Annotated in this window: 16 protein-coding genes; 11 read left to right on the top strand and 5 right to left on the bottom strand. The window is 50.8% G+C overall.

Annotation, left to right across the window (positions count from 1 at the left end; translation table 11 throughout):
- Positions 1 to 235: 235 nt before the first annotated feature.
- Complete coding sequence (gene aspS, locus ACH50O_RS12445) at positions 236 to 2,026, bottom strand: aspartate--tRNA ligase (protein ID WP_446808110.1); 1,791 nt, start codon at positions 2,024 to 2,026, stop codon at positions 236 to 238.
- 81 nt (positions 2,027 to 2,107) lie between these two features.
- Complete coding sequence (locus ACH50O_RS12440; protein WP_205450958.1) at positions 2,108 to 2,371, bottom strand: FmdB family zinc ribbon protein; 264 nt, start codon at positions 2,369 to 2,371, stop codon at positions 2,108 to 2,110.
- Positions 2,372 to 2,484: 113 nt separating this feature from the next.
- Here ACH50O_RS12440 and pyrC point away from each other — a divergent pair, with 113 nt between their 5' ends.
- From pyrC to hemJ, 6 genes are all read left to right on the top strand, one after another.
- Positions 2,485 to 3,522, top strand: a complete 1,038-nt coding sequence (gene pyrC, locus ACH50O_RS12435) for a dihydroorotase (RefSeq protein WP_446808109.1) — start codon at positions 2,485 to 2,487, stop codon at positions 3,520 to 3,522.
- Between the two features lie 205 nt (positions 3,523 to 3,727).
- Positions 3,728 to 5,314, top strand: a complete 1,587-nt coding sequence (locus tag ACH50O_RS12430; protein WP_446808108.1) for an ArnT family glycosyltransferase — start codon at positions 3,728 to 3,730, stop codon at positions 5,312 to 5,314.
- Between the two features lie 75 nt (positions 5,315 to 5,389).
- Positions 5,390 to 6,115: a glycosyltransferase family 2 protein gene (locus ACH50O_RS12425; protein ID WP_446808107.1), complete on the top strand. Its 726-nt coding sequence runs from the start codon at positions 5,390 to 5,392 to the stop codon at positions 6,113 to 6,115.
- 50 nt (positions 6,116 to 6,165) lie between these two features.
- Positions 6,166 to 6,537, top strand: a complete 372-nt coding sequence (locus ACH50O_RS12420) for a lipid-A-disaccharide synthase N-terminal domain-containing protein (RefSeq protein ID WP_446808106.1) — start codon at positions 6,166 to 6,168, stop codon at positions 6,535 to 6,537.
- A 123-nt stretch (positions 6,538 to 6,660) separates the two neighbouring features.
- On the top strand, positions 6,661 to 7,131 hold the full coding sequence (locus ACH50O_RS12415) for a DUF4124 domain-containing protein (RefSeq protein ID WP_446808105.1): 471 nt from the start codon (positions 6,661 to 6,663) through the stop codon (positions 7,129 to 7,131).
- Between the two features lie 15 nt (positions 7,132 to 7,146).
- The gene (gene hemJ, locus ACH50O_RS12410) at positions 7,147 to 7,572 is read left to right on the top strand and encodes a protoporphyrinogen oxidase HemJ (protein ID WP_446808104.1); all 426 of its coding nucleotides are present in this window, start codon (positions 7,147 to 7,149) and stop codon (positions 7,570 to 7,572) included.
- A 7-nt stretch (positions 7,573 to 7,579) separates the two neighbouring features.
- Here hemJ and murU read toward each other — a convergent pair whose 3' ends face one another.
- Together murU and ACH50O_RS12400 are read right to left on the bottom strand one after the other, a co-directional pair.
- Entirely contained in the window at positions 7,580 to 8,275 is a 696-nt protein-coding gene (gene murU, locus ACH50O_RS12405; RefSeq protein WP_446808103.1) for an N-acetylmuramate alpha-1-phosphate uridylyltransferase MurU, read from the bottom strand.
- Positions 8,272 to 9,273 (bottom strand): aminoglycoside phosphotransferase family protein, encoded by a 1,002-nt coding sequence (locus ACH50O_RS12400; RefSeq protein ID WP_446808102.1) that lies wholly within the window; start codon positions 9,271 to 9,273, stop codon positions 8,272 to 8,274. Before ACH50O_RS12400 ends, murU begins: the two co-directional genes overlap by 4 nt.
- Positions 9,274 to 9,369: 96 nt before the next feature.
- Between ACH50O_RS12400 and lptD the strand changes: the two genes are divergently transcribed.
- From lptD to rnd, 5 genes are all read left to right on the top strand, one after another.
- A complete protein-coding gene (lptD, locus tag ACH50O_RS12395) occupies positions 9,370 to 12,219 on the top strand; it encodes an LPS assembly protein LptD (protein WP_446808101.1) in 2,850 nt (949 codons plus the stop codon).
- Positions 12,220 to 12,226: 7 nt separating this feature from the next.
- Positions 12,227 to 13,513 carry a peptidylprolyl isomerase gene (locus tag ACH50O_RS12390; RefSeq protein WP_446808100.1) on the top strand — a complete coding sequence of 429 codons (1,287 nt, stop codon included), beginning with the start codon at positions 12,227 to 12,229 and terminating at the stop codon, positions 13,511 to 13,513.
- Positions 13,514 to 13,519: 6 nt separating this feature from the next.
- Positions 13,520 to 14,056 (top strand): DbpA RNA binding domain-containing protein, encoded by a 537-nt coding sequence (locus ACH50O_RS12385; RefSeq protein WP_446808099.1) that lies wholly within the window; start codon positions 13,520 to 13,522, stop codon positions 14,054 to 14,056.
- A gap of 163 nt (positions 14,057 to 14,219) precedes the next feature.
- A complete protein-coding gene (locus tag ACH50O_RS12380; protein WP_446808098.1) occupies positions 14,220 to 16,730 on the top strand; it encodes a TonB-dependent receptor in 2,511 nt (836 codons plus the stop codon).
- Positions 16,731 to 16,909: 179 nt separating this feature from the next.
- Positions 16,910 to 18,058 (top strand): ribonuclease D, encoded by a 1,149-nt coding sequence (gene rnd / locus ACH50O_RS12375; protein ID WP_446808097.1) that lies wholly within the window; start codon positions 16,910 to 16,912, stop codon positions 18,056 to 18,058.
- Between the two features lie 34 nt (positions 18,059 to 18,092).
- Here rnd and ACH50O_RS12370 read toward each other — a convergent pair whose 3' ends face one another.
- Positions 18,093 to 22,142, bottom strand: a complete 4,050-nt coding sequence (locus tag ACH50O_RS12370; protein ID WP_446808096.1) for a bifunctional diguanylate cyclase/phosphodiesterase — start codon at positions 22,140 to 22,142, stop codon at positions 18,093 to 18,095.
- Positions 22,143 to 22,224 lie beyond the last annotated feature (82 nt).

The raw sequence follows: 22,224 nt of genomic DNA, 5'->3' as shown, positions 1-22,224 counted from the left end.
GCGGTAATCCTTATGCCATGCGAAGATCCGCGACCGGGATCTGTTATTTAATAAAAATAACGTGATTAAATTATCAATATGGCAAAAAAAGTCAACGAGTATTTGCGGTGATTTATTGATGTATATCAATGCCAGTATTGAACTGTTGTGCGGACGGTTGGGGCGGAGCGAGGGGGATAACAAGTAAGGCAGTCATGGAAAAGAGCGGGCAAATTTGCCCGCTCTTAAGCGTGGGTTAATCCTGCTTTTCGGTTTTGCCGGCAGGGTTACGCAATCTGATGCCTAGTTCCTTCAGTTGCTCTTCGCTGACCAATGCCGGGGCATTAAACAGCGGGCAAGCAGCGGTTTGAGTTTTCGGGAACGCAATTACGTCGCGGATCGAGCTGGCACCGGTCATCAACATCACCAAACGGTCCAAACCAAACGCGATACCGCCGTGGGGCGGCGCGCCGTATTTCAAGGCATCCAACAGGAAGCCGAATTTTTCGCGGGCTTCTTCGTGGCCGATACCAAGAATGTCGAATACGGTTTGTTGCATCGCGGTGCGGTTGATCCGGATCGAGCCGCCACCCACTTCGGTGCCGTTCAATACTAAATCGTAAGCGCGCGACAAGGCGGTGCCAGGATTGGCGACCAAATCTTCCACCGAGCAGCTCGGTGCGGTAAACGGATGGTGGATAGCGGTAAAACGTTGGGCTTTTTCATCCCAGGCGAACATCGGGAAGTCCACGACCCACAAAGGTTTCCAGGGGCCGGTCAACAGGTTGCGGTCCAGGCCCAGTTTAACCCGTAGTGCGCCCATCGCTTCGTTGACGATACCGGTTTTATCGGCACCGAAGAAAATCAAATCGCCGTTCTGAGCGCCGACTTTCTCCATCACTTTGGCCCATACTTCGGCTGGAGCAAATTTGACGATAGGCGATTGCAAGCCTTCGACGCCTGCGGCCAAGTCGTTAACTTTGATATAAGCCAAACCTTTGGCGCCGTAAATGCCGACAAATTTGGTCAATTCGTCGATCACGCTGCGGCTCAAGTCGCCACCTTCCGGTAGGCGCATCGCAACTACGCGGCCGTTCGGGTCGTTGGCCGGGCCGGAGAAGACTTTGAAATCGACGTCTTTCATTTCCTCGGCAATATCCACCAATTCCAGCGGGATGCGCAGGTCCGGACGGTCGGAGCCGTAACGGCGCATCGCTTCCGAGTAACTGATTACCGGAAATTGATCGCCCAAATCGACGTCAATAATTTCCTTGAACAAGCGGCGGATCATTTCTTCCATGATTGCCATGATTTCTTGTTCGTTCATGAACGAAGTTTCGATATCCAGCTGGGTAAATTCCGGCTGGCGATCAGCCCGCAAGTCTTCGTCGCGGAAGCAACGTACCACTTGATAGTAGCGGTCCATGCCGGCAATCATCAGCAGCTGTTTGTAAAGCTGCGGCGACTGCGGCAAGGCGAAGAACGAGTTTTGGTGAGTCCGGCTGGGCACGATGTAATCGCGTGCACCTTCCGGCGTAGCCTTGGTCAAATAGGGCGTTTCGATTTCGAAAAACTCGTGATCGTCCAGATACTGGCGCAGATTGCGGGTCACATCGCGGCGTACCTTCATTTTTTGCTGCATCGCGGTGCGGCGCAGATCAATGTAACGGAAGCGCAAACGGGTTTCTTCGTTGACTTCTATATCGCTTTCTAAGGGGAACGGTGGCGTTTCCGATTCGTTCAGTACTTCGATGTGTTTGCCCAGCACTTCGATTTGGCCGGTGGACATATTCGGGTTATGCGTACCCTCCGGGCGGTCGCGCACGACGCCTTCGATGCGCAGCACATATTCGCTACGCACGTGTTCGGCAATCGCAAAGCTTTCAGCCATATCGGGATCGAACACCACTTGCACCAGGCCGGCGCGGTCTCTCAGGTCGATAAAAATAACGCCGCCGTGATCACGGCGACGGTGTACCCAGCCGCATAGGGCAACGGTTTGACCTAAATGTTGGGTGTTCAATTCTCCACACTTGTGGCTACGCATAGTTGTTCTCAGGTTAATCAAAATCGGGGGTGGGTAAAAAATAGGAAAGGCTCGTTTTTGGAAAGACGAGGCATGGGTTTCCTAGTGGTTATGGTTGGGACAGCCGCTGCAACTGCTGGCTTTTTCCGGTGCTTTGCTTTCGCCGGCGACGTTTTTTTTGTTGCCGCTTTTAAAATCGGTTTCGTACCAGCCGCCGCCTTTCAGACGAAATCCCGCCGCGGATATTTTCTTTTTTAACTCCGCTTCGTTGCAGGCGGGGCAAACGACTAAGGGTTCGGCACCCAGTTTTTGCAGGGCTTCGTGTTCATGTCCGCAAGCATTGCATTGGTATTCGTAAATAGGCATCTGCTTCTCCAGTTAAAAGTGTCTAAATCGGCTTACTAAGGGCGGGGTTTTAAATTTTCAAGGCCCTTAATGTTAGAATAACTAGCTATTTTAAATGAAAACGCCCGAACATTATGGATAAATTGACCATCGGCCAAGCCGACGATTGGCATTTGCATGTCAGAACCGGCAGTATTTTAAAAATGGTGATCGGGCATACGGCCAAGCAGTTCGGGCGCGCGATTATCATGCCCAATCTGAAACCCCCGGTAACAACGGTGGAGCAGGCTTTACTTTACAGGCAGGAAATTTTGGCTGCATTGCCGCAAGGCTCGGCGTTTCAGCCTTTGATGGCCTTGTACCTCACGGCGAATACGTCAGTGGATGAAATCAAAAAAGTGGCCGATGCCGAGCATGTGCACGCTTTCAAATTGTATCCCGCCGGTGCGACTACCAATTCCGATGCCGGTGTAGCCGACATCGAAGCAGCTTATCCGTTGTTCGCGGCAATGGAGAAATACCGAGTACCGCTACTGATTCATGGCGAGGTTACCGATGCCGAGCACGATATTTTCGATCGCGAAAAAATTTTTATCGATAGCAAATTAAGCAAACTAACTCAGCAATTCCCGGCACTGCGCATCGTTGTCGAGCATCTGACGACCCAGGAAGCGGTGCAATTTGTCGAAGCTGCCGGCGCAAATGTCGCCGCGACTATTACTCCGCAGCATTTGCTCTACAACCGTAACGCGATTCTGGCTGGCGGTATTCGTCCGCACTATTATTGTTTGCCTATCCTGAAACGCGAACACCATCGTCAAACCTTATTAAAGGCGGCAACAAGCGGCAATCCCAAGTTTTTCCTCGGCACCGATAGCGCTCCGCATTTAACGGGCATGAAAGAAAATAGCTGCGGTTGTGCCGGGTGTTATAGCGCGCATGCGGCCTTGGAGTTATATGCGGAGGCTTTCGAACAGGCCGGCGCGCTGGATAAACTGGAAGGGTTTGCCAGTTTTTACGGAGCGGATTTTTACGGCTTGCCGCGCAATTCCGCCAGCGTAACGTTAGAAAAACAACCTTGGACTGTTCCGGAGGCGTATGTCGGTGACGACATTGCGATCACGCCCTTGCGTGCCGGCGAGGAATTGCGTTGGCGCTTATTGGCTGCATAATGCCTCATGTTAGCCGGGACAATTCAATCCACGGAGCGGTTTTTTCAACCGTCACCGCCGGTTTTTGTTTTGACTTTCCTAGTTTGGGTCCGTGTCGTTTGCAATGTCGTTGGCATAAAACCCGCTTTAAGTCTTTATTGATAGAACTGCCGTCGACAAGTTTTGCAGAAAGCTTAGCTGTAAGTTATCCATATTCTCTCGAACAATGAACATACCCGATACTGTTATATATCGCTGGGGCATCATGCCGCTTTGGCTGCTGCTGACCGCAACCGTTTTTTTTCGTTCACCGATTCCTATCGATGAAACCCGCTATTTGAGCGTGGCATGGGAAATGTGGCTGCGCGACGATTTTTTAGTACCGTATTTAAACGGCCAAACTTATAGTCACAAACCGCCCTTGTTGTTTTGGTTGATTCAAGCCGGTTGGGCTGTGTTCGGCGTCAACGCCTGGTGGCCAAGTTTGGTGGGGCCGTTTGCGGCATTGGCCAATTTGTTCCTGACGCGGAAACTGGCTGAGAAACTTTGGCCAGAGTCGGCGCTCGTGGCATTACTTGCGCCTTGGATACTGATTGCCACTTTGTTGTGGGCCTTGTTTGCCTCTTCCACTATGTTCGATATTCTGCTGACAGCGTGGGTATTGCTGGGAATGTTGGGCTTACTGGAGGCTATGCGGGGTAAGGCGAGGAAAGGTTGGATAATGCTTGCCATGGCAATGGGCATGGGCATCCTGAGCAAAGGGCCGGTGGTTTTTCTGCATTTATTGCCTGCCGCTATTTTGGTTTTCGTCTGGAGGCAACGTCCGCTTAGTTATTCGCGCTGGTTCGGCTGTTTGTGTTTGGCTGTTTTGATGGGGGCGGCAATAGCGCTGATTTGGGCAGTTCCGGCGGCCATTGCCGGTGGCGAGGAATACGCCAATGCGATACTTTGGCATCAGACCGCCGATCGCACGGTAAGTACTAAAATTCATACCCGCTCATTCTTCTGGTATCTGCCTTTTTTGCCGATGTTTTTGTTCCCCTGGTTGTTCTGGCCGCATTTCTGGAGCAGTCTGCGCGGTAGCCGGTTTTTTACCGACCATGGCCTGCGTTTTTGTCTAGTGTGGCTGGTGTCAACCTGCCTGATTTTTTCCTTGTTGCCCAGTAAGCAGATTCATTATCTGATTCCTATGTTGCCGGCATTTGCTTTGTTAGTGGCGCGCGTGTTGACGTTGTCGGAACAAAAACAGCGTATCGGCAGTGATTTGCTGGTGCCTGGTATGTTCGGCTTGGTAGGTGTATTTTTGGCCTTATTGCCCAAGGTGCCGGGGCTGGCCAAATTGAATTGGGTGCAAACCGTTCAGCCGTTTTGGGGGCTTAGCGTACTTGGAATCGCCTTTGCGTTAGCGATGTCTGTTTGGTATCGGCGTAAATTGTCGGCGTTGGCGGTCTCGACGGCTTTGGTGGCGGCGATTTTTGTCGGTTTTATCTTTTTCTTTAGGTATGCCGGTTTGGCATATGACCTACGACCGGCAGCAATACAAGTGCAGGGATTTAGCGAACAAAATGTACCGTATGCGTATGTTGGCAATTACCAGGGACAGTTAAATTTCTTGGGACGTTTAACTCGGCCGCTACCCGTTCTGCCAGCCGAACGGCTTGCCGACTGGGCAGGGCAGCATGCGGGAGGCTATCTGATTTCTTTGGAACGGGATAAGCCGGACGAAGCTGAAGCTGCTTATGCACAGCCGCATCGGGAGTATTGGCTGGTTTTTAGGCATGCAGAGCGGTTTGCGGAACTGAAGCCGCTGTAGACCTATTCCAATAAATTCGTTATCCATGCATAAGCGTTTGATACAATTCACAACTTTTTCAACTTTTACCGAACTATGAAGATTTCTGTAGTGGTGCCCGTGCATAACGAGACGGACAATGTCGAAACGCTGATAGCGGAAATTCATCAGGCTCTGAGCAGTCATGATGCTTACGAAATGATTTTTGTCGATGACGGCAGCACGGACGATACCGGTGCTAAATTGCAAAACGCCATGCAACAATACCCGGCACTGCGTGTATTACGGCACCAGCGTAGCTGCGGGCAAAGCCGGGCGGTTCATAGTGGGGTACTGGCTGCGCAATATCCTTGGATTGCGACCTTGGATGGAGACGGGCAGAACGATCCTGCGGATATTCCCAATCTGGTGGCGGTCTGGCAGCAACAAAACGATAGTCGTTTGTGGATGCTGGCCGGGTTTCGCCATCAGCGTAACGACACGGGGTGGCGGAAGTTTTCTTCAAAATTCGCCAATGCCATTCGTCAGGCCATTTTGCATGATGCCACACCCGATACCGGTTGCGGGCTGAAGCTTTTTCTGCGTGAGCGGTTTTTGGCTTTACCTTATTTCGATCATATCCATCGCTTCTTGCCAGCCTTGATGCAGATGGCGGGCGGAAACGTGATTTCCGTTAAGGTGAATCACCGGCCAAGAAACTTCGGGCAATCCAAATATGGGACGCTGGACCGCGCGTTGGTCGGTATCGTCGATCTGGCTGGCGTGGTTTGGCTGAAAAAGCGCCACAGTCTGCCTGTGGTCAGTGAAGTTGCGCGTGGTTGATAGTTGGCACCCATTGTGTTGTCTCGCGCCGTATTTTAGGAGTCGCTAACATGGAAAATGGCATAGTCTATTTTTTTACTCACTTAATCGATAAATGGCAGCACCATTTATCAAGCATGGATTCGAACGACATTATTTGGCTTAGTATCGGCTTGGTGGGGCAAACGCTATTCATGATGCGTTTTATTGTCCAATGGATACACAGCGAACGCCATCAGAAGAGTATCATTCCGGTCAGCTTTTGGTACTTTAGCCTGTCGGGCGGTGTCATTGTATTGGCGTACGGTATTCATCGGGTCGATCCGGTGATTATTTTGGGGCAAATGCCCGGCACTTTTGTTTATGCCAGAAACTTGATGTTAATTCGTCGAGAACATCGGGATGCGTTGACAGAAATTACCGACGAAGAGTTGGGAACCTAAGCGATTCAGCTATGATTGCCGCATCGCCGGTTGTTGCGAAAGGATTTTTTCGACGTATTGAAAAGCGGCTAGGTTTTTCCCCTAAACTATGGGCCAGCAAATAGTGTTCTGGCGAGGTGCCCGATGAAGGTGTTTATATTGATGGCGATGGTTCTGGGTTGGCAGACAGCCAATGCGGAAGTATTCAAATGTATTGGTAAGGACGGTAAAACCGTTTATCAAGCGAGACCTTGCCAAACTAACGATAAAGCCGTTCAACTGGATATACATGCAAGTGAAGCGCAAGAGGCGGCGGCTAAAGCCAGAATGGAAGCGCTACAGAACGAACAAGAAGCCGCCAAAGCGGCTAAGCAGGAGGCGGAGCGCCGCGATGCAATGCTGAAAAATCAAACCGAATCGACTAATGCGCTAAAGCAAAGCGCGATTGCTCAGCAGCAGCAAGTTGAAGCGGAACAGCGGCAGGCGGCTGCTTTGGAGAGGCAAGCGCAGCAAAACAACAACCGGGTATTCATAGTCGCCCCGCAGACCGGGATGCCGCTAGTGCCGCCGCCGCGGGTGATTTCGCCGGGGGAGAATAACGATGTATTACGTTAGTGCTATAGGCGACTCATGCTCTGGTTAAAAGCGCTGCATTTGATTTTTATGGTTACCTGGTTTGCCGGGCTGTTTTATTTGCCTAGGTTATTTGTTTACCACGCGATGACCGACGACCAAATAAGTAACGAGCGCTTCAAGGTGATGGAGCGCAAACTGTACTACGGCATCATGACGCCGGGTATGATTTGCACGTTTATCTTCGGAGGCTGGATGTTGGGCGATTATGCCTGGATGCTGTATTCCGGTAGCGGTTGGTTGCATCTTAAGTTGGCTTTGTTAGGTTTGCTGGTGATTTACCATTTGTGTTGCGCCAAATGGTTGCTCGATTTCAAATATGATCGCAATCGCCGTTCGCACGTCTATTTTCGCTGGATCAACGAGATTCCGGTGTTGTTTTTATTCGCAATTGTGGTGTTGGCGGTAGTTAAACCTTTTTAATTGGGCGCTAAGCCAATGCCGGCCGATTATTAAATTCTCCGTCCGTCACCATATCCGCCAAACGTTGCAAACGTTCCGGAGTGCCAATATCCATCCACAAGCCGGAAAATTTCTCGCCGCTAATTCGTTGTTGCTGTATTGCCCGGTTTAATACCGGTTTTAGTTTCAAGGGTGCGGCGGGGATATCGTAGAAAAGCTGGGGATGGTAAACACCGATGCCGCTGAAAGTGAGTTTATTCGGTTCTTGATCCGACAATAAGCCCTTGGCGTTGATGGCGAAATCGCCTTCCGGATGATGCGGCGGGTTGTTAATCATCACCAAGTGCGCCAGATCGATGTCCCGTTTGCGTAAATCGGCTAGCGGATAGTTGCAAACAATATCGGCGTTAAGCACTAAAAACGGCTGGTCGCCCAGCAGGGGCAAGGCCTTGGCGATGCCGCCGGCGGTTTCCAGTGCGGTTTCGCCTTCGTCCGAATAAATAATGGACGCATTCCAGCGCGTGCCGTCGCCACAATAATATTTAATCTGGTCGCCCAGGTGGGCGATGTTGATAATTAGCTCGGTAAAACCAGCGGCCACCAAATTTTCAATATTGTATTCGATCAGCGCTTTACCGGCGGCTGTTAGCAGGGGTTTGGGGGTGTGGTCGGTCAATGGCCGCATTCTTTCGCCGCGTCCGGCGGCTAATATCATGGCTTTCATGTTAAGGCTCGGTAAACGGGAGAGACTTGTTGTTGCAGAAATTGGCTAACTTCGGCCAATTCCGGATAATGCTCGCAAACCGAGCCGATGTAGCTTAAGGTGCGAGGGATATCGGCCAGATAACCTGATTTGCCGTCGCGCAGATGTAGTCTGGCGAAGATACCAACTGCTTTCAAATGGCGCTGCATGCCCATCAGATCAAACCAGCGTTTGAATTGTGAGTATTCAGCCTCGAGTAGGCCGGCCGCGCGGAGGCGTTGATAATAGTTGTGAACCCAGCTATTTACCTGCGGTTCAGGCCAGGCTATGTAGCAGTCGCGCAGCAGCGAGACCAAATCGTAGCTGATCGGCCCTATCACCGCATCTTGAAAGTCGATTACGCCCGGCGCAGCGTGTTCCAGAAACATCAGATTGCGGGAGTGGTAGTCGCGGTGCACGCAGACTTGCGGCTGTTCAAGCGCTGAATCGATTAGGATTTGATTGAGTTTGAGCGAGATGGACTTGGGAATCGAGACGCCAACTAGTTTTTCCAGAAACCATTCGTAAAAAATGCCCAGTTCTCTGGTCAACAAAGCGCTATCGTAAGTCGGTAGCCCGCAGTTTTTAATGTCGATGCCAAGTTGTAATTTCAGTAGGCTATCTTGGGCTTGCTGATAGAGCGCGTCGGCATTGTTGGCTTGAAGTTGATCGAGAAAGCTTACCGAGCCTAAATCCTCCAGTAAGAGAAAACCTTGCCTAAGATTTTGCCGATAAATGTCGGGTACATGAATATCCGCGGCTTTTAGCAGCGCGGCAACCCGAACAAACGGCTCGATATTTTCCTTGTCCGGCGGCGCGTCCATTGCAATGTGGCAACCACCGCTGTGAGCCACTCTAAAATACCGCCTGAAACTAGCATCGCTGGATGCCGGCGTGAGTTGTTGAATATCAAGCGCGAGGTCGTTATTTAGCCAATCGACAAGCTCCGCCAGGCGGCGGTCTGAGCTGGAAACATACATTATTTATTAATTGCGGGGCAACCTAAGGTAAAATGGCGGGAAGCATTTTATTCGATTTCCATTCCGCTAAGTCAATTTAGCTGCATTCGCCAACACATGAATTATCGGTTTTATACAATTTCATCAGCATTACTGTTTTTTACGGGCGTTGCCTCTGCCGCCAATAATGCGGCCTGGAATTGTGAGCAAACCAAAAATGGCGAATGGACCTGCTTGAATCAAACCCCGGCCGGTACTGAGCCTGCGCAGCCGCAGGTTATTAAGCCTGCCGTACCGGCCGACTCCAAACCAAAACAACCGGAAACTGTCGCTCAGCCGCCGGCTCAAGCGACGCCTGCGCCGGTTCAGCAAGCCGCTAAGCCGCAACCCGAGCCTGAAAAAGTCAATGTCGTAGAAAAGGCGGTTGAGAAAGCGGCTGCCGAGCCGCAAAAGCTGCGGGTTAAAGTGACTGAAAATCAAAAACCCGTGCTGGAAAAAGTCGAACCCAAGACTGAAACGGCCAATGCATCGGGCAAGGTGCCGGGGTGGACCTGTAAAACCGGCGACGACAAGAGCGGTTGGAATTGTAATTTGGTTGGGGCGGATCCGAAAGGCGAAGCGCATGTCGTGGCTGATGGCGGTAGCAGCGATGTGGCAACTAATTCGTATTGGTTTACGCCGACCTTTGATCGCAGGCAGGAGCGTGATTTTCAAACCCTGCGCGCCGAATTCGATCGGGATCCTTGGCAAAGCTGCGAAGTATGGGGCGGGAAAAAACACAAAATCAGGGCAACCTCTGCCGAAGTTCGCGATGCGGCTGTCACCGACATTAACGCCGACTTTTCGCAAGTATTCGATGGCGAGGTTTTGAACTTTGCCGGCAACGTCGACATGGTGCGTGCCGATCAACATTTGATCGCGGACAAGGCTAGTTATGATACTGTCGCTGAGACCTTGGATGCACAAGGCAGCGTGTTATACAGTGAAGATCAAATGGCGTTCTCCAGCGAGACCGCATCCTTGAGCCTCGGTAAGGACGAAGCGCGCCTGAGAAAAGCGCAATTTATCGTAGCCGAAGCGCCGTTTCGCGGTAATGCCGACGTGGTCTATCGCGACAGCAAAAGTTTGTCGCGTTACAACGATGCTGCCTTCACTAGCTGCGCGCCCGGCAATCAGGATTGGATCGTGCATGCTTCGCGGATGAAAATCAACCGGGAGAGCGGACAGGGTTCGGCGAAAAACGCCTGGTTGGAATTCAAAGGTGTGCCGGTACTTTATACGCCGTACATTTCCTTCCCTACCGATAATCGGCGTTTGTCCGGTTTGTTGGCGCCGACCTGGGGTAGTACGCAACGTAACGGTTTTGACGTTTCGGTACCGTTTTATTGGAATATCGCGCCCAACTTCGACGATATTGTCACGCCGCGTTACATGAGTAAGCGGGGCGAACAACTGCGTAATAAATTCCGCTATTTGACCGACATGTCCAGAGGAACGTTTTCGGCCGAATATATGCCTAACGACCAATTGGTCAATAAGGCCCGCTACTCCGCCAGTTGGAAGGATCAGACCACCTTTCTGCCGGGTTTCAGTTCCTTGCTGGATTTGAATTATGTGTCCGACAAGACCTACTTCAACGATTTGAACAACGCCTTGGGTTTTCAAAATACCAGCTATTTGCCAAGCACTGCGCTAATCGGTTACGGCGGGTCGGTTGCCGGAACCGGCGTGAACATGTCTGTCGGCGCCTATCATTACCAATCGGTGGATAAAACCATCACCGATGCAATGTTGCCGTACGATATGCTGCCTAGGGTTACTTTGAATTTTGCTCATGCCTTCGACAGCATGCCGATCACTTTGGGGATGAATAACGAATTTACTCACTTCTACCACAACACCTTGGTCAACGGTCAGCGCTTCAATATCGCGCCGTCGCTGAGTTTGCCGCTGGAGAGCAGCGCGGGTTATTTCATTCCTAGAATTACCGGTCAATACACCCAATACCAACTGAGCAATCAAACCTCTGCCGGTCAGCCGAGCACTATCAGCCGTACCTTGCCGATATTTTCGGTTAATAGCGGCATGATGTTCGAGAAAGATGTGAGTTTTGGCGGTTCGTCGTATTTGCATACTTTGGAGCCGCAGGCGTTCTATCTATACATTCCGCGTAAGGATCAAAGCAATATCCCCATTTTCGATACGGCACTGTTCGATACCAACTTCTACAGCTTGTTCCGCGAGAACCGCTTTTCCGGCTCCGACCGGATTCAGGATGCCAATCAGGTTACTTTGGCGGCTACATCGCGCTTCATCGATTCGAATACCGGCCTGGAGCCGTTGAAATTGAGTGTCGGGCAGATTCTTTATTTTCAAGATAGAACGGTGGATTTGTACGATAAAAACGATCCCACGCTGCATCCGTACACGGCGCCGCAAACAAGCAATACCTCCAACCTGATAGGCGAGCTTAGTGGTCAATTTAGTAAAAATCTATCCTATATGACCGGCACCCAATGGGATCCCGAAACCAACGGTTTTGCCAGAGGCCAAGTGGCTTTGAAATATCGCAGACAGCCCAATGAAATCCTTAACCTTGGCTACCGTTATCGCCGTAATCCGTTGGATAGTCTACAAACCATTTCCCAAACCGATGTGTCGTTCCGCTTGCCGTTATTCGGTGAATGGTATGGTTTTGGACGTTGGCAGTATTCGTTAAATTTCGACAAAACCACGGAGAGTTTTATCGGTCTGGAAAAGGAAAACTGCTGCTGGCGCTTCCGTATTCTGGGACGTCGATTTATTAATGGTGCCAACACTATTGCCTTTGTCGATCCGACAACCAAGCCCGAAACCGCGTTTTTCGTGCAACTGGAGTTGAAAGGCCTCAGCAGTTTCGGCGACAACGTCGATACTTTCCTGCAAACCAACCTGAACGGCTACCGCAAAGCCAGCTATTTTGAGTAAGCGAAGCATGATAAAAAAAGGGATATTGATTTTCTGTTTGCTGTTAAGCGGCTATGCCGGCCCGATTCAGGCGCAGTTGTTGGATCGGATAGTTGCCGTGGTGGAAGAGGATGTGATTTTGGAGCGCGAGCTGAATAACGAAGTTGCGGCTATTACCAACAAGCTGAGAAGCAGCAATGTGATGATTCCGCCTGAATTCGTGTTGCGCAAACAGGTTCTGGAACGGATGGTAGTCGACAAATTACAGCGGCAATTAGCGGCTAAATCGGGAGTTCAGGTGAGCGATGAAATGCTGAGCGCGTCGGTAAGCGACATTGCCAGCCGCAACGGTATGTCGGTAGAGGCCTTTCGCAGCGAATTAGCCAAGCAAGGTATGGATTACAAAAGCTTTGAGGATAATCTGCGCAACGAAATCATCATCAATCAGTTGCGCGGGCGGGAAATAGGTTCGCGGGTCAAGGTGACCGATGCCGAGGTGCTGCATTATATGGAGACCCAGAGCAAAGCCGGTCAAAGTAACTCCCAATACCATTTGGGGCATATTTTGATCGCCGTGCCGGAGGGCGCTTCGGCCGCCGCAATCCAAAAAGCCAAGGACAAGGCAGATCAAGTCATCGCGGATCTGCGCGGCGGCAAGGATTTTAAGCAAGTGGCTGTCGGCGTGTCCGATGACGACAATGCATTGAAGGGCGGCGACCTGGGTTGGCGCAGCATTGGTCAAATTCCATCGCTGTTTACCGAAGTCGTTACGACAATGAATCAAGGCGACGTGTCGGAAGCGATTCGCAGCCCCAGCGGTTTTCATATCATTAAGATGCTGGAAACCGAGGGTGCCGGTCAGCATATCGTTACCAAAACCAAGGTCAGGCATATTCTGATCAAGACCAACGAACTGGTTGACGACGCCGAAGCCCAAAAACGCTTATTGGCGCTGAGAGAGCGGATCAACGACGGCGACGACTTTGCCAATCTGGCCCGCGCCCATTCCGACGACAAAGGTTCCGCGATCAACGGCGGTTCGCTGGATTGGGTAGGGCCGGGCGCCTTGGTGCCGCCGTTCGAGGAGGCGATGAACAAACTGGCGATTAACGAGATCAGTCAGCCGGTGCAAACCCAATTCGGTTGGCACATGATCCAGGTGTTGGGCCGCGAAAATCAGGATAACAGCGAACAATTCAAAAAAGACAAGATTCGCGAGGAAATCCGCAAGCGTAAAATCGAGGAAGAAACCGAATTATGGTTGCGACGTTTACGCGACGAGGCATTCGTAGAAATCGATCTGGACAGACTGTAAGGGATTATGAGCGCTTTCTCTGTCGAAAGTCGTAAGGAAGATAAGTTCAAACGACGCTTGCAGCGGATAGTCGCCGAGGAAGATCTGGCGATGCAGCGCGACTTGATCCAGCGTGCCGCCGCCGAACTGGATATCGATCTGCTTACTTGCGCCGCGGCCTTGGTTTATTTAAGTCAACCAAATTTGTATCCGGCGCGTAAGCAACAGCCCAAGTTGTTGCTTCCTTTGCCGCATAGCCGCAATCCGCATGCAAGCTATAAAATGGTGCGCTATCGTTTGGCCGTCGGCAGTCAACATCAGGTCAGCCGCGAGGATATTCAAGCGGTTTTGATCGAAGAGTCGGGCGTAGACAGGAAGCGTATCGGTAGAATCGATATTCGCGATACGCATACGCTGGTGGAGTTGCCGGATGGAATGCCGGCGGATATTTTTCAAGTGTTGACGGAAGCGGCGATAGGGCCGCATCGGCTCAATATCAAACGCGTCAAGCCGAATAAATTCAGGCAACTGCGCAATGCCAGTCAAGAGGAAGATAACCGATAGCTTGGGAAAGAGCTATTGGCCGCACTTTCATTGCCTTTATCCGGGCACCTCAATCTACGGCTGCTATTTGGAATTGCTATAAAAGGGAATTATTCCTAATTGGTGCTGGGAGGCGTTGAACTTAGAATGGCGGGTCTCCAATACAGTGAACCAAACGTAGCTTATGAAATTGATCTATCCGAAGTCACTTTACGCCATCCCCATGGCGCTTATGATGAGCCAGGCTTTTGGCGCGGAGCAGACAGCCCCCGACGAACTCTCTGAAGTCGAAGTGATTGAAACCACGCCATTGGACGGGGTAGGTAAAACCAAAGACAAAATTCCCGCGCCAGTGCAAACGGCTACCGATAAAGACATTAGCAAAACCAATGCGATCAACATCACTGATTTTATGAGTCGGTCATTGGGTAGCGTTTATGTCAACGACACGCAAGGCAACGGTTTTCAGCCGGATATCAATTACCGTGGCTTCACGGCTTCGCCTTTGTCGGGAACGCCGCAAGGTATTTCCGTATATATGGATGGGGTAAGACTCAATCAACCGTTTGGAGACGTGGTAAGTTGGGATTTGATTCCCAGGTCGGCTATTAAATCGATGGCCATGATGCCGGGTTCAAACCCTTTATTTGGTAGAAATACCTTGGGCGGTGCTCTGTCACTGGAATCCAAGGATGGAAAGAGTAATCCCGGCACCTCTATTCAGGGCTTGGGTGGTGCATATGGTCGCAATGCCTACGAGTTTGAACATGGCGGCTACAGTAAAGAGCAGGGCCTGAACTGGTTTGTCACCGGCAACTACTATCAGGATCAAGGCTGGCGGCAGTATTCGCCGTCCAATGTTCGGCAAATCTTCGGCAAAGTTGGCTGGGAAGGTGAAAAAACCGATCTTAAATTGACCACGGCTTATAACGATAACAGCTTAATCGGTAATGGCTTGCAGACGGTTGATGGTTTAAAACAGGATTACACCAGTGTTTATACCACGCCGGATATCACTGAAAACCGGTCGCTGTTTTTAAACCTGGAAGGGAAATATCAAGTTAACAGCAAAGTTGTGTTGGCTGGAAATACTTATTACCGGAATATTAAAACCGGCAGCGTGAATGGGGATATCAATCAGGATGCTTTCGGCGGAACTGTTTATCAGTTTGGTCTTGGTGGGGACAGGAGCATTAGAGATCCTAGTTTGGATCCGGCATTTCCGAGCAATAGATGTATCACTCAAGCAGCGGCAACTACAGCCGGCGGCGATCCTAGTGGCGAACCCAGTGAAAAATGTACTGGGATTATTACTCAAAGTACCACCCAACAACAAAACTGGGGCGCGCAAGGCCAAGCGATTTTCGATGATAAATTGTTTGGCTTGGATAATCAGTTCTTATTTGGTGGGGCCTACGACCAAAGTGTGATTGGCTATAACCAGTTCGGGCAATATGGTTATTTGAACCCTAACGGTAGCGTGACGGCGGTAAGCGGTGCGTCGGCAACTGCAACCAATAACGGCTTGTATTTCAATGACGCGGGTGATGGCGGCGCTCAAGTTGATAATCGCGTTTCGCTTGGTGGCGATACTATCACTTGGAGTTTTTTTACCGAAGATACCTTTAGCCCCGCCAAAAATCTGCATATTACGGCTTCAGGTCGATATAACTACACCTCGGTCAGTAATAAAGATGCTTTGAGCAATCAACATTATCTCAACCATGAATTGGGCGCTGATAATTATGATCCAGGTGTGATTGATCCGAGCGCATCCCTGTCTGGCAAGCATGTCTTCGACCGATTCAATCCAGCGGTTGGTTTGACGTATAACCCCTATGAGGCTATTGGTTTCTACGCAGGCTATAACGAAGGCACTCGCGCGCCAACCACTATTGAGTTGGGTTGTGCCAATCCCAACCAGCCTTGCAGAATGCCAAACTCCATGGCGGGCGATCCCAGTTTGAAACAGGTTATTACCCAAAATTGGGAAGCCGGATTTAGGGGACTACTGCCGGGCAAGGTAAATTGGAGTCTTGGATATTTTAATATTATCAATACCAACGATATTCAATTTGTCGCCGCGCCGGATACTATAGCCAATGGGTATGGCTATTTTAGAAACTTTGGTAAAACACAACGTCAGGGGATTGAAGCCAGCCTAGATCGTAAGGTTGAAGACTGGAGTATCGGTGCAAATTACACGTATTTGGATGCGACTTATCAGTCCACCGAGATACTCAACAGCCAATACAATCAGGCGGGAAGTGATCCGGGGGCTGATGGTAGTACTATTACCGTGAATCCAGGCAATCGTATTCCATTGGTGCCCAAGCATACTTTTAAAACCTATATTGATTACCAGCTCAGCAAAGAATGGGGAACCAATTTGAATATTATCGGTTTCTCTCAATCCTTTGTTAGAGGTAACGAAAACAATGCTCAACAAGCAAACGGCACGATTCCCGGTTATGTTGTCGTCAATTATGGGGTGCGCTATGCGCCTGAGTTTGTTAAAGGCTTGCTGGTGTTCGGTCAGGTCAATAATATCCTTGACGAACATTACTATACGGCGGGCCAATTCGGCGCTGCTGGGATTGCCAATGGCCAATATCAAAATTCGCCAAGCGGCACGACATTCTATGGCCCCGGAGCACCAAGAACTTGGTGGTTGGGGATGAAATATAGTTTTTGATATTCAGTGTGTTTTAAGGAGTTTCTCTTGCCCATGGATGGGTTTTCCTGCCATATCTATCGCCAGTGCCAAGCAAATTGTCGGCAATGAATAATATTTAAGCCCTGTGCTTAAGCGGACGGGTTAAAATAGCCAGTCACGCCGTTTCGCGGCAAGCTTCGTTCATTGCCATAGTGACTATGACCATTCAATATATCAACCGCCCCGACCAACTCGATAGCCTTTGTCAACTCATTAGTCAGGAGCCATGGATAGCTCTGGATACCGAATTTCTCCGCGAAAAAACCTACTACCCAAAATTTTGTTTGTTGCAAATCGCCGCGCCGGGATGGGTGGCCTGTGTCGATCCGTTGGCCATTACCGACTTATCCGTATTGTTCGAGGCGATTTACAATCCCAATATTGTCAAAGTGCTGCATTCTTGCCGCCAGGACTTGGAAATTTTTTATCAGATTACCGGCAAAATTCCGGCCCCGATTTTCGATACCCAGATTGCCGCGCCCTTGCTAGGGTTTCAAGAAAATCCCGGCTATGCAATGTTGGTGTCCAGCTTTCTGAACGTGAATTTAAGCAAGGCGCATACCCGTACCGATTGGTCGGAGCGTCCCTTAAGTGAGGATCAAATTCAATATGCCGCCGATGACGTGATTTATCTGTGCAAGATCTACAAAATCATGTGCGAGCAGCTGGATAAATTGGGCCGCCTGAATTGGTTGGAGAGCGATTTTGCGTTGCTGAACGATCCGGAACTGTATCAGCTGTCGCCGGAAAATGCCTGGCTGAAAATTCGCGGCAAAAATAAGTTGACCGGCAAGCAATTGTCTATCATGCAAAGTCTGACCGAATGGCGCGAGCGTACCGCGCAGCAGGAAAACAAGCCGCGTAGCTGGCTGTTGCAGGACGACTTACTGTTGGAACTAGGCAAATTGCAGCCGCTTTCGTTGCCAGAATTAGCCAAGATTCGCAATATCAACGACCGCACCGTTAATCGTTACGGCAAAGTCATCTGCGAATTGATCGACAGCGCCCGGCAGCGCCCGCCCAAACCCTTGGCGGAAAAAGATCAAGCCGCCAAAAAGACCCAGCAGCACGAGGCGATACTCGACGTGTTGAGCGCGGTGGTCAGAATCCGCGCCGAGGAAAATTCTTTAAATCCGATCATTCTGGCTACCCGCAAGGATCTCGAACAACTATTGTTCGGCGATGAAGACTGCGTGTTGTTGCATGGCTGGCGCTACAACATGGCCGGGCGCGAACTGCAAGGTCTGTTGCGGGGCGACTATACCTTGAGTTTGAAACCGGACGGCGTAGTGATCAGCGAGGCCTAGGCTGCGCTGATTTGTCGCCGACTTACATATCCCATTATTTCGAGACGGCGAAGCGTTGGGCGAATATGTCTGCGGTTAGCGGCCGGGCAAACAGATAGCCTTGACCGTAATCGCAGCCGATTGCGCACAGCAAATCCCTCTGCTGTTCGGTTTCCACGCCTTCGGCGATTACTTTCAACCCCAGTTTATGCGCCATCACGATGATGGCCTCGCACAGCACAAAATCGTTGGAATCGACCGACAGGTTGCGCACGAACGATTGGTCTATCTTCAGGTAGTCGATGTCGAATTTTTTCAGGTAGGACAATGCGGAATAGCCGGTGCCGAAGTCGTCGATCGCTACCTGCATGCCGGCGTCGCGAAATGCCATCAGATGATTGTGTACGGCAAGGTTGGCGTCCAATAACAGGCCTTCCGTAATCTCCACGACAATACTTTGGCCGGATAGTCCTAGCCGGTTGAGAAATGCGAACCAATCGTTAGGGGTGTGCTCCGGGCTTTGAAACTGCACCGGCGATTTGTTAACGCTGATTTGAAAGTCGGAATGAATGTCGGTTCGCCAGGTTTGAACTTGCCGGGCCGCGGTTTCAAATACCCAGTCGCCAATTTCTCGGATCAGGCCGGTTTCTTCCGCCAGCGGAATGAACTCGCCCGGACTGATTAGTCCCCGTTGCGGATGCCGCCAGCGTAACAAGGCTTCCGCTTTATGTACCGCGCCGCTGTGCAAATCGACGATAGGTTGATAACAGAGTAAAAATTGATCTTGGGCCAGTGCGATACGCAAGTCGCCAAGCAATGCAGCCCGCGCCTCCAGGGCGTCCTGCAAAGCTTTGGTAAAGAAGCGGTAGTTGTTGCGGCCTTGGTTTTTGGCGGCATACATGGCTTGATCGGCGTTCTTCAGCAATTGGCTCAAGTCGGTGCTGTCGTTTGGATAAAACGTGATGCCTATGCTGGCTGAGACGTAGGAGAGCTCCTCGTTCAGACAGTACGGCGCGCTGATTTTTTGCAAAAGATTTTTCGCTATCGGTTCGGTTCTTTCAATACAGTCCAGCTCGCTCAAGATGATGGTGAATTCGTCCCCGCCCAGGCGCGCCACGGTATCCGATTCGCGTACGCAGGTTTGCAGCCGCTCGGCCGTCTCCTTGAGCAAGTTGTCGCCCATGTCGTGGCCTAGCGTATCGTTGATTTCCTTAAAACGGTCCAGGTCGATGAACAAGATGGCGAATAACTGACCCATCCGGTGGGCTTTTTTGATTTCCTGTTCCAACCTGTCGCGGAACATACGGCGGTTAGGCAGGCCGGTCAGCGGATCGAAGTTGGCCTGCCGCCAGATTTGTTCTTCGGATTGCTTGCGTTGAGTAATGTCGGAGAACAAGGCCACGCGGCGTTGCGGTTTGCCATCGCTGTTGTAAATCGTATTGATCGCCAATTCTTCGATAAACAGGCGGCCGTCTTTACTCAGATTTTTCACTTCTCCGCGCCAGGCCCCGGTAGTGCTCAGTGTTGTCCATAGCTCTTGGTAAAAGGCCGCATCGTGCTCGCCGGAGCTGAGAATGCGCGGATTTTTACCGATGACTTCTTCCGCCGTATAGCCGGTCATGGCGGTAAAAGCCGGGTTGACGCTGAGGATGGTATTTTCGTTGTCCACTACCACCATCGCTTCACTGCTATTGTCGTAAACCAGGGCCGCCAGTCTCAGGTTTTCTTCGGTTTTGCGCAACTCGCTGATGTCGCGAGCGAAACCTACCGTACCCAACAGTTGGCCTTGTTCGTCCATCACCGGCGCTTTGTAGGTTTCGAACCACTTTCGGACGCCGCGATCCAAAATTTCTTCCTCAACGATCAGTTTATCCCGCGAATTCAGCACGCGCCGGTCGTCGGCCTGATAGCTCGCCGCCAGTTCCGGAGCGGCGATGTCGAAATCGTTTTTGCCGACCAGCGCTTCCGGATTTTCCGCGGAAAATACGTTGGCAAATTCCTGGTTGACCGCCAGCAGTCGGCTTTCGGTATCTTTTAACCAAATGGCGTGCGGAATGTTATCCAGCAGTGCGCGCTGATAGTATTCTTTTCTTTGCAATGCCTGTTCCGCACGGTACTGACTGCTGACATCGCGAAAACTCCATACGCGGCCGACAATCTTGTCGGCGATATTTTGCGGTTTCGAATAGCGCTCAAATATTCGGCCATCGATGAATTCGATCAGGTCATAACTTTCTTGTTCGGGTCGATGGTAGAGCTCCTGAACTTTATCGAAAAACTCGCCGGGATTTTTCAGCTGTTTCACCGCTAAATTCAAAAGCTTGGTATCGTCATGAATTTCTCCAACCGCAGCTTGGGGTAACTTCCACAATTCGAAAAAACGTTGATTGAACGTAATGATTTGACCTTGCAGGCTTACGACCAGAATGCCGTCGGCGGTGGCTTCCAGCGTCGCCTTTAACAACGAAACGGATTGGGCTAATACATCTTCACGGGCCTTACTCGTGGTAATGTCTTCGTAGATGCCTAAAACCCCGATAATTTCGTAATCGGAATTTCGCAAGGGTATTTTCGATGTGCGCAGCCAAATGGTATTGCCGTCCGGCGTGGTTTGGGGTTCTTCAAAACCCAGCTTGCTCTTGCCTGAAGCCATAACCTCGCGGTCATCCGCTTGGTAGATTGAAGCCTGTTGTTGCCAATTGAGTTGAGTATCGTCTTTCCCGACCAAGTCGCGGGAGCTGAGTTGTCCGGCATCGGCGGCAAATAGCGCGTTGCAGCCTAAATACCGTGAATCTTTGTCCTTCCAGAATACCCGTATCGGTAATGTTTCCAGGATGGTTTGTAATAATAAGTTGGATTCGATCAGGGCCTTTTCGGACTTGAGTTGTTCCGATATATCGAACAGGATTTTCAAGTGGCTGCCGACGTAAGAATTGCCCAAGGATACCGAACCGGCCCGCACGGTGCGTATTTCGCCATTTTTACAACAAATGTTGCCTTCCAGGGTTTCAAACTCTTGCTGGTTATCGGCTTTATGTTCTAAGGCTTGCCAGTTGTGCGTGATCATTTGCCGGTAGGCCGGGTCGGGGTAGGCTTTTTGCCACCACTCCTCCAATGTTGGAATATCGTCCAAGCTGTAGCCAAAGGCCTTATGAAAAGCGGGATTGATCTGGGTGATCTTGCCTTGGGAGTCGTAAACGGCTTGCGGCACCGGCGATGCGTCGATGATCGCTTTCAGTCGGCGTTCGCTTTCCAGTAGGCCCAATGCAACCTGACGATTTTTATGCAGCGTTAATGCCAGTATGACCCCGCTGGAAGACAGTACCGCCATGTAAAGCCAGAAATTAAACAGATCGCTTTGTTCCAGATCGTATGCGAAGCGGCCGGTATGATAAGCGGCGCCGTGTAGTGCTTGGAAGGCAGTGATCGCCAGGACCAGCGCGACGCCATGACGGCCGAAGCGCATCGCGCCCCAGAACACAAAGAAAAAAGTCCAATAAGTATGCGGCGTAAAGGTTAGCTGCGGTAAGAACCAATCGGAGAAAAGCACTTGGCCGCTGAGGATGGTAAAGCACAGGAAGAGCAATGCTTCCGGCAAACGGCTTTTTCGGAACCAACTGTTGGGCCAGTGTTGCCAAATCAGGAACAGGGGGGTGGTGAAGATAATACCGAATACATCCGCCATCCACCAATGCAAGACGGCTTCCGCTAAGTCTTCGGAATTAATGAAGCCCGCAAGCCATAGTGCCGAAGGACCGAGACTGGCGCTGATAGCGGAACAAACGATGCCTACCAATGCTAACTGGAGAAAATGTTCGGGTTGTCTTAAGTCGGCGGAAAAGCGCGGATTACGCTTTAGAAGCCAGGCGGCGCAGACCGATTCCAAGGTATTGCCGGTAGAGATACCTAAGGATAGCCAGAAGGAATCGTCCACCATTAGGCCGGCGGCAAAGGCACCGATGAATATGCCCGGCCAGTAATGCAATCCTCTTTGCAGTAGCGCTGCCAGCCCCAATCCTCCGGAAAACCAGATCAAAGTGACATTGCCGGATGCCGCGAAATAAGCCAGGACGACTTTGGCAAGCAGCCCGTAAATCAGAGCCAAGCCTAAAATCAGCCGGCAGATCCAACCAGCGATAACGAGAAAATGGCATCAAACTAACCGGTATATTTGCGGAACTGAGCGT

Source organism: Methylomonas sp. 2BW1-5-20 (assembly GCF_052474515.1).
This window is presented reverse-complemented; position numbering and strand designations above follow the sequence as displayed.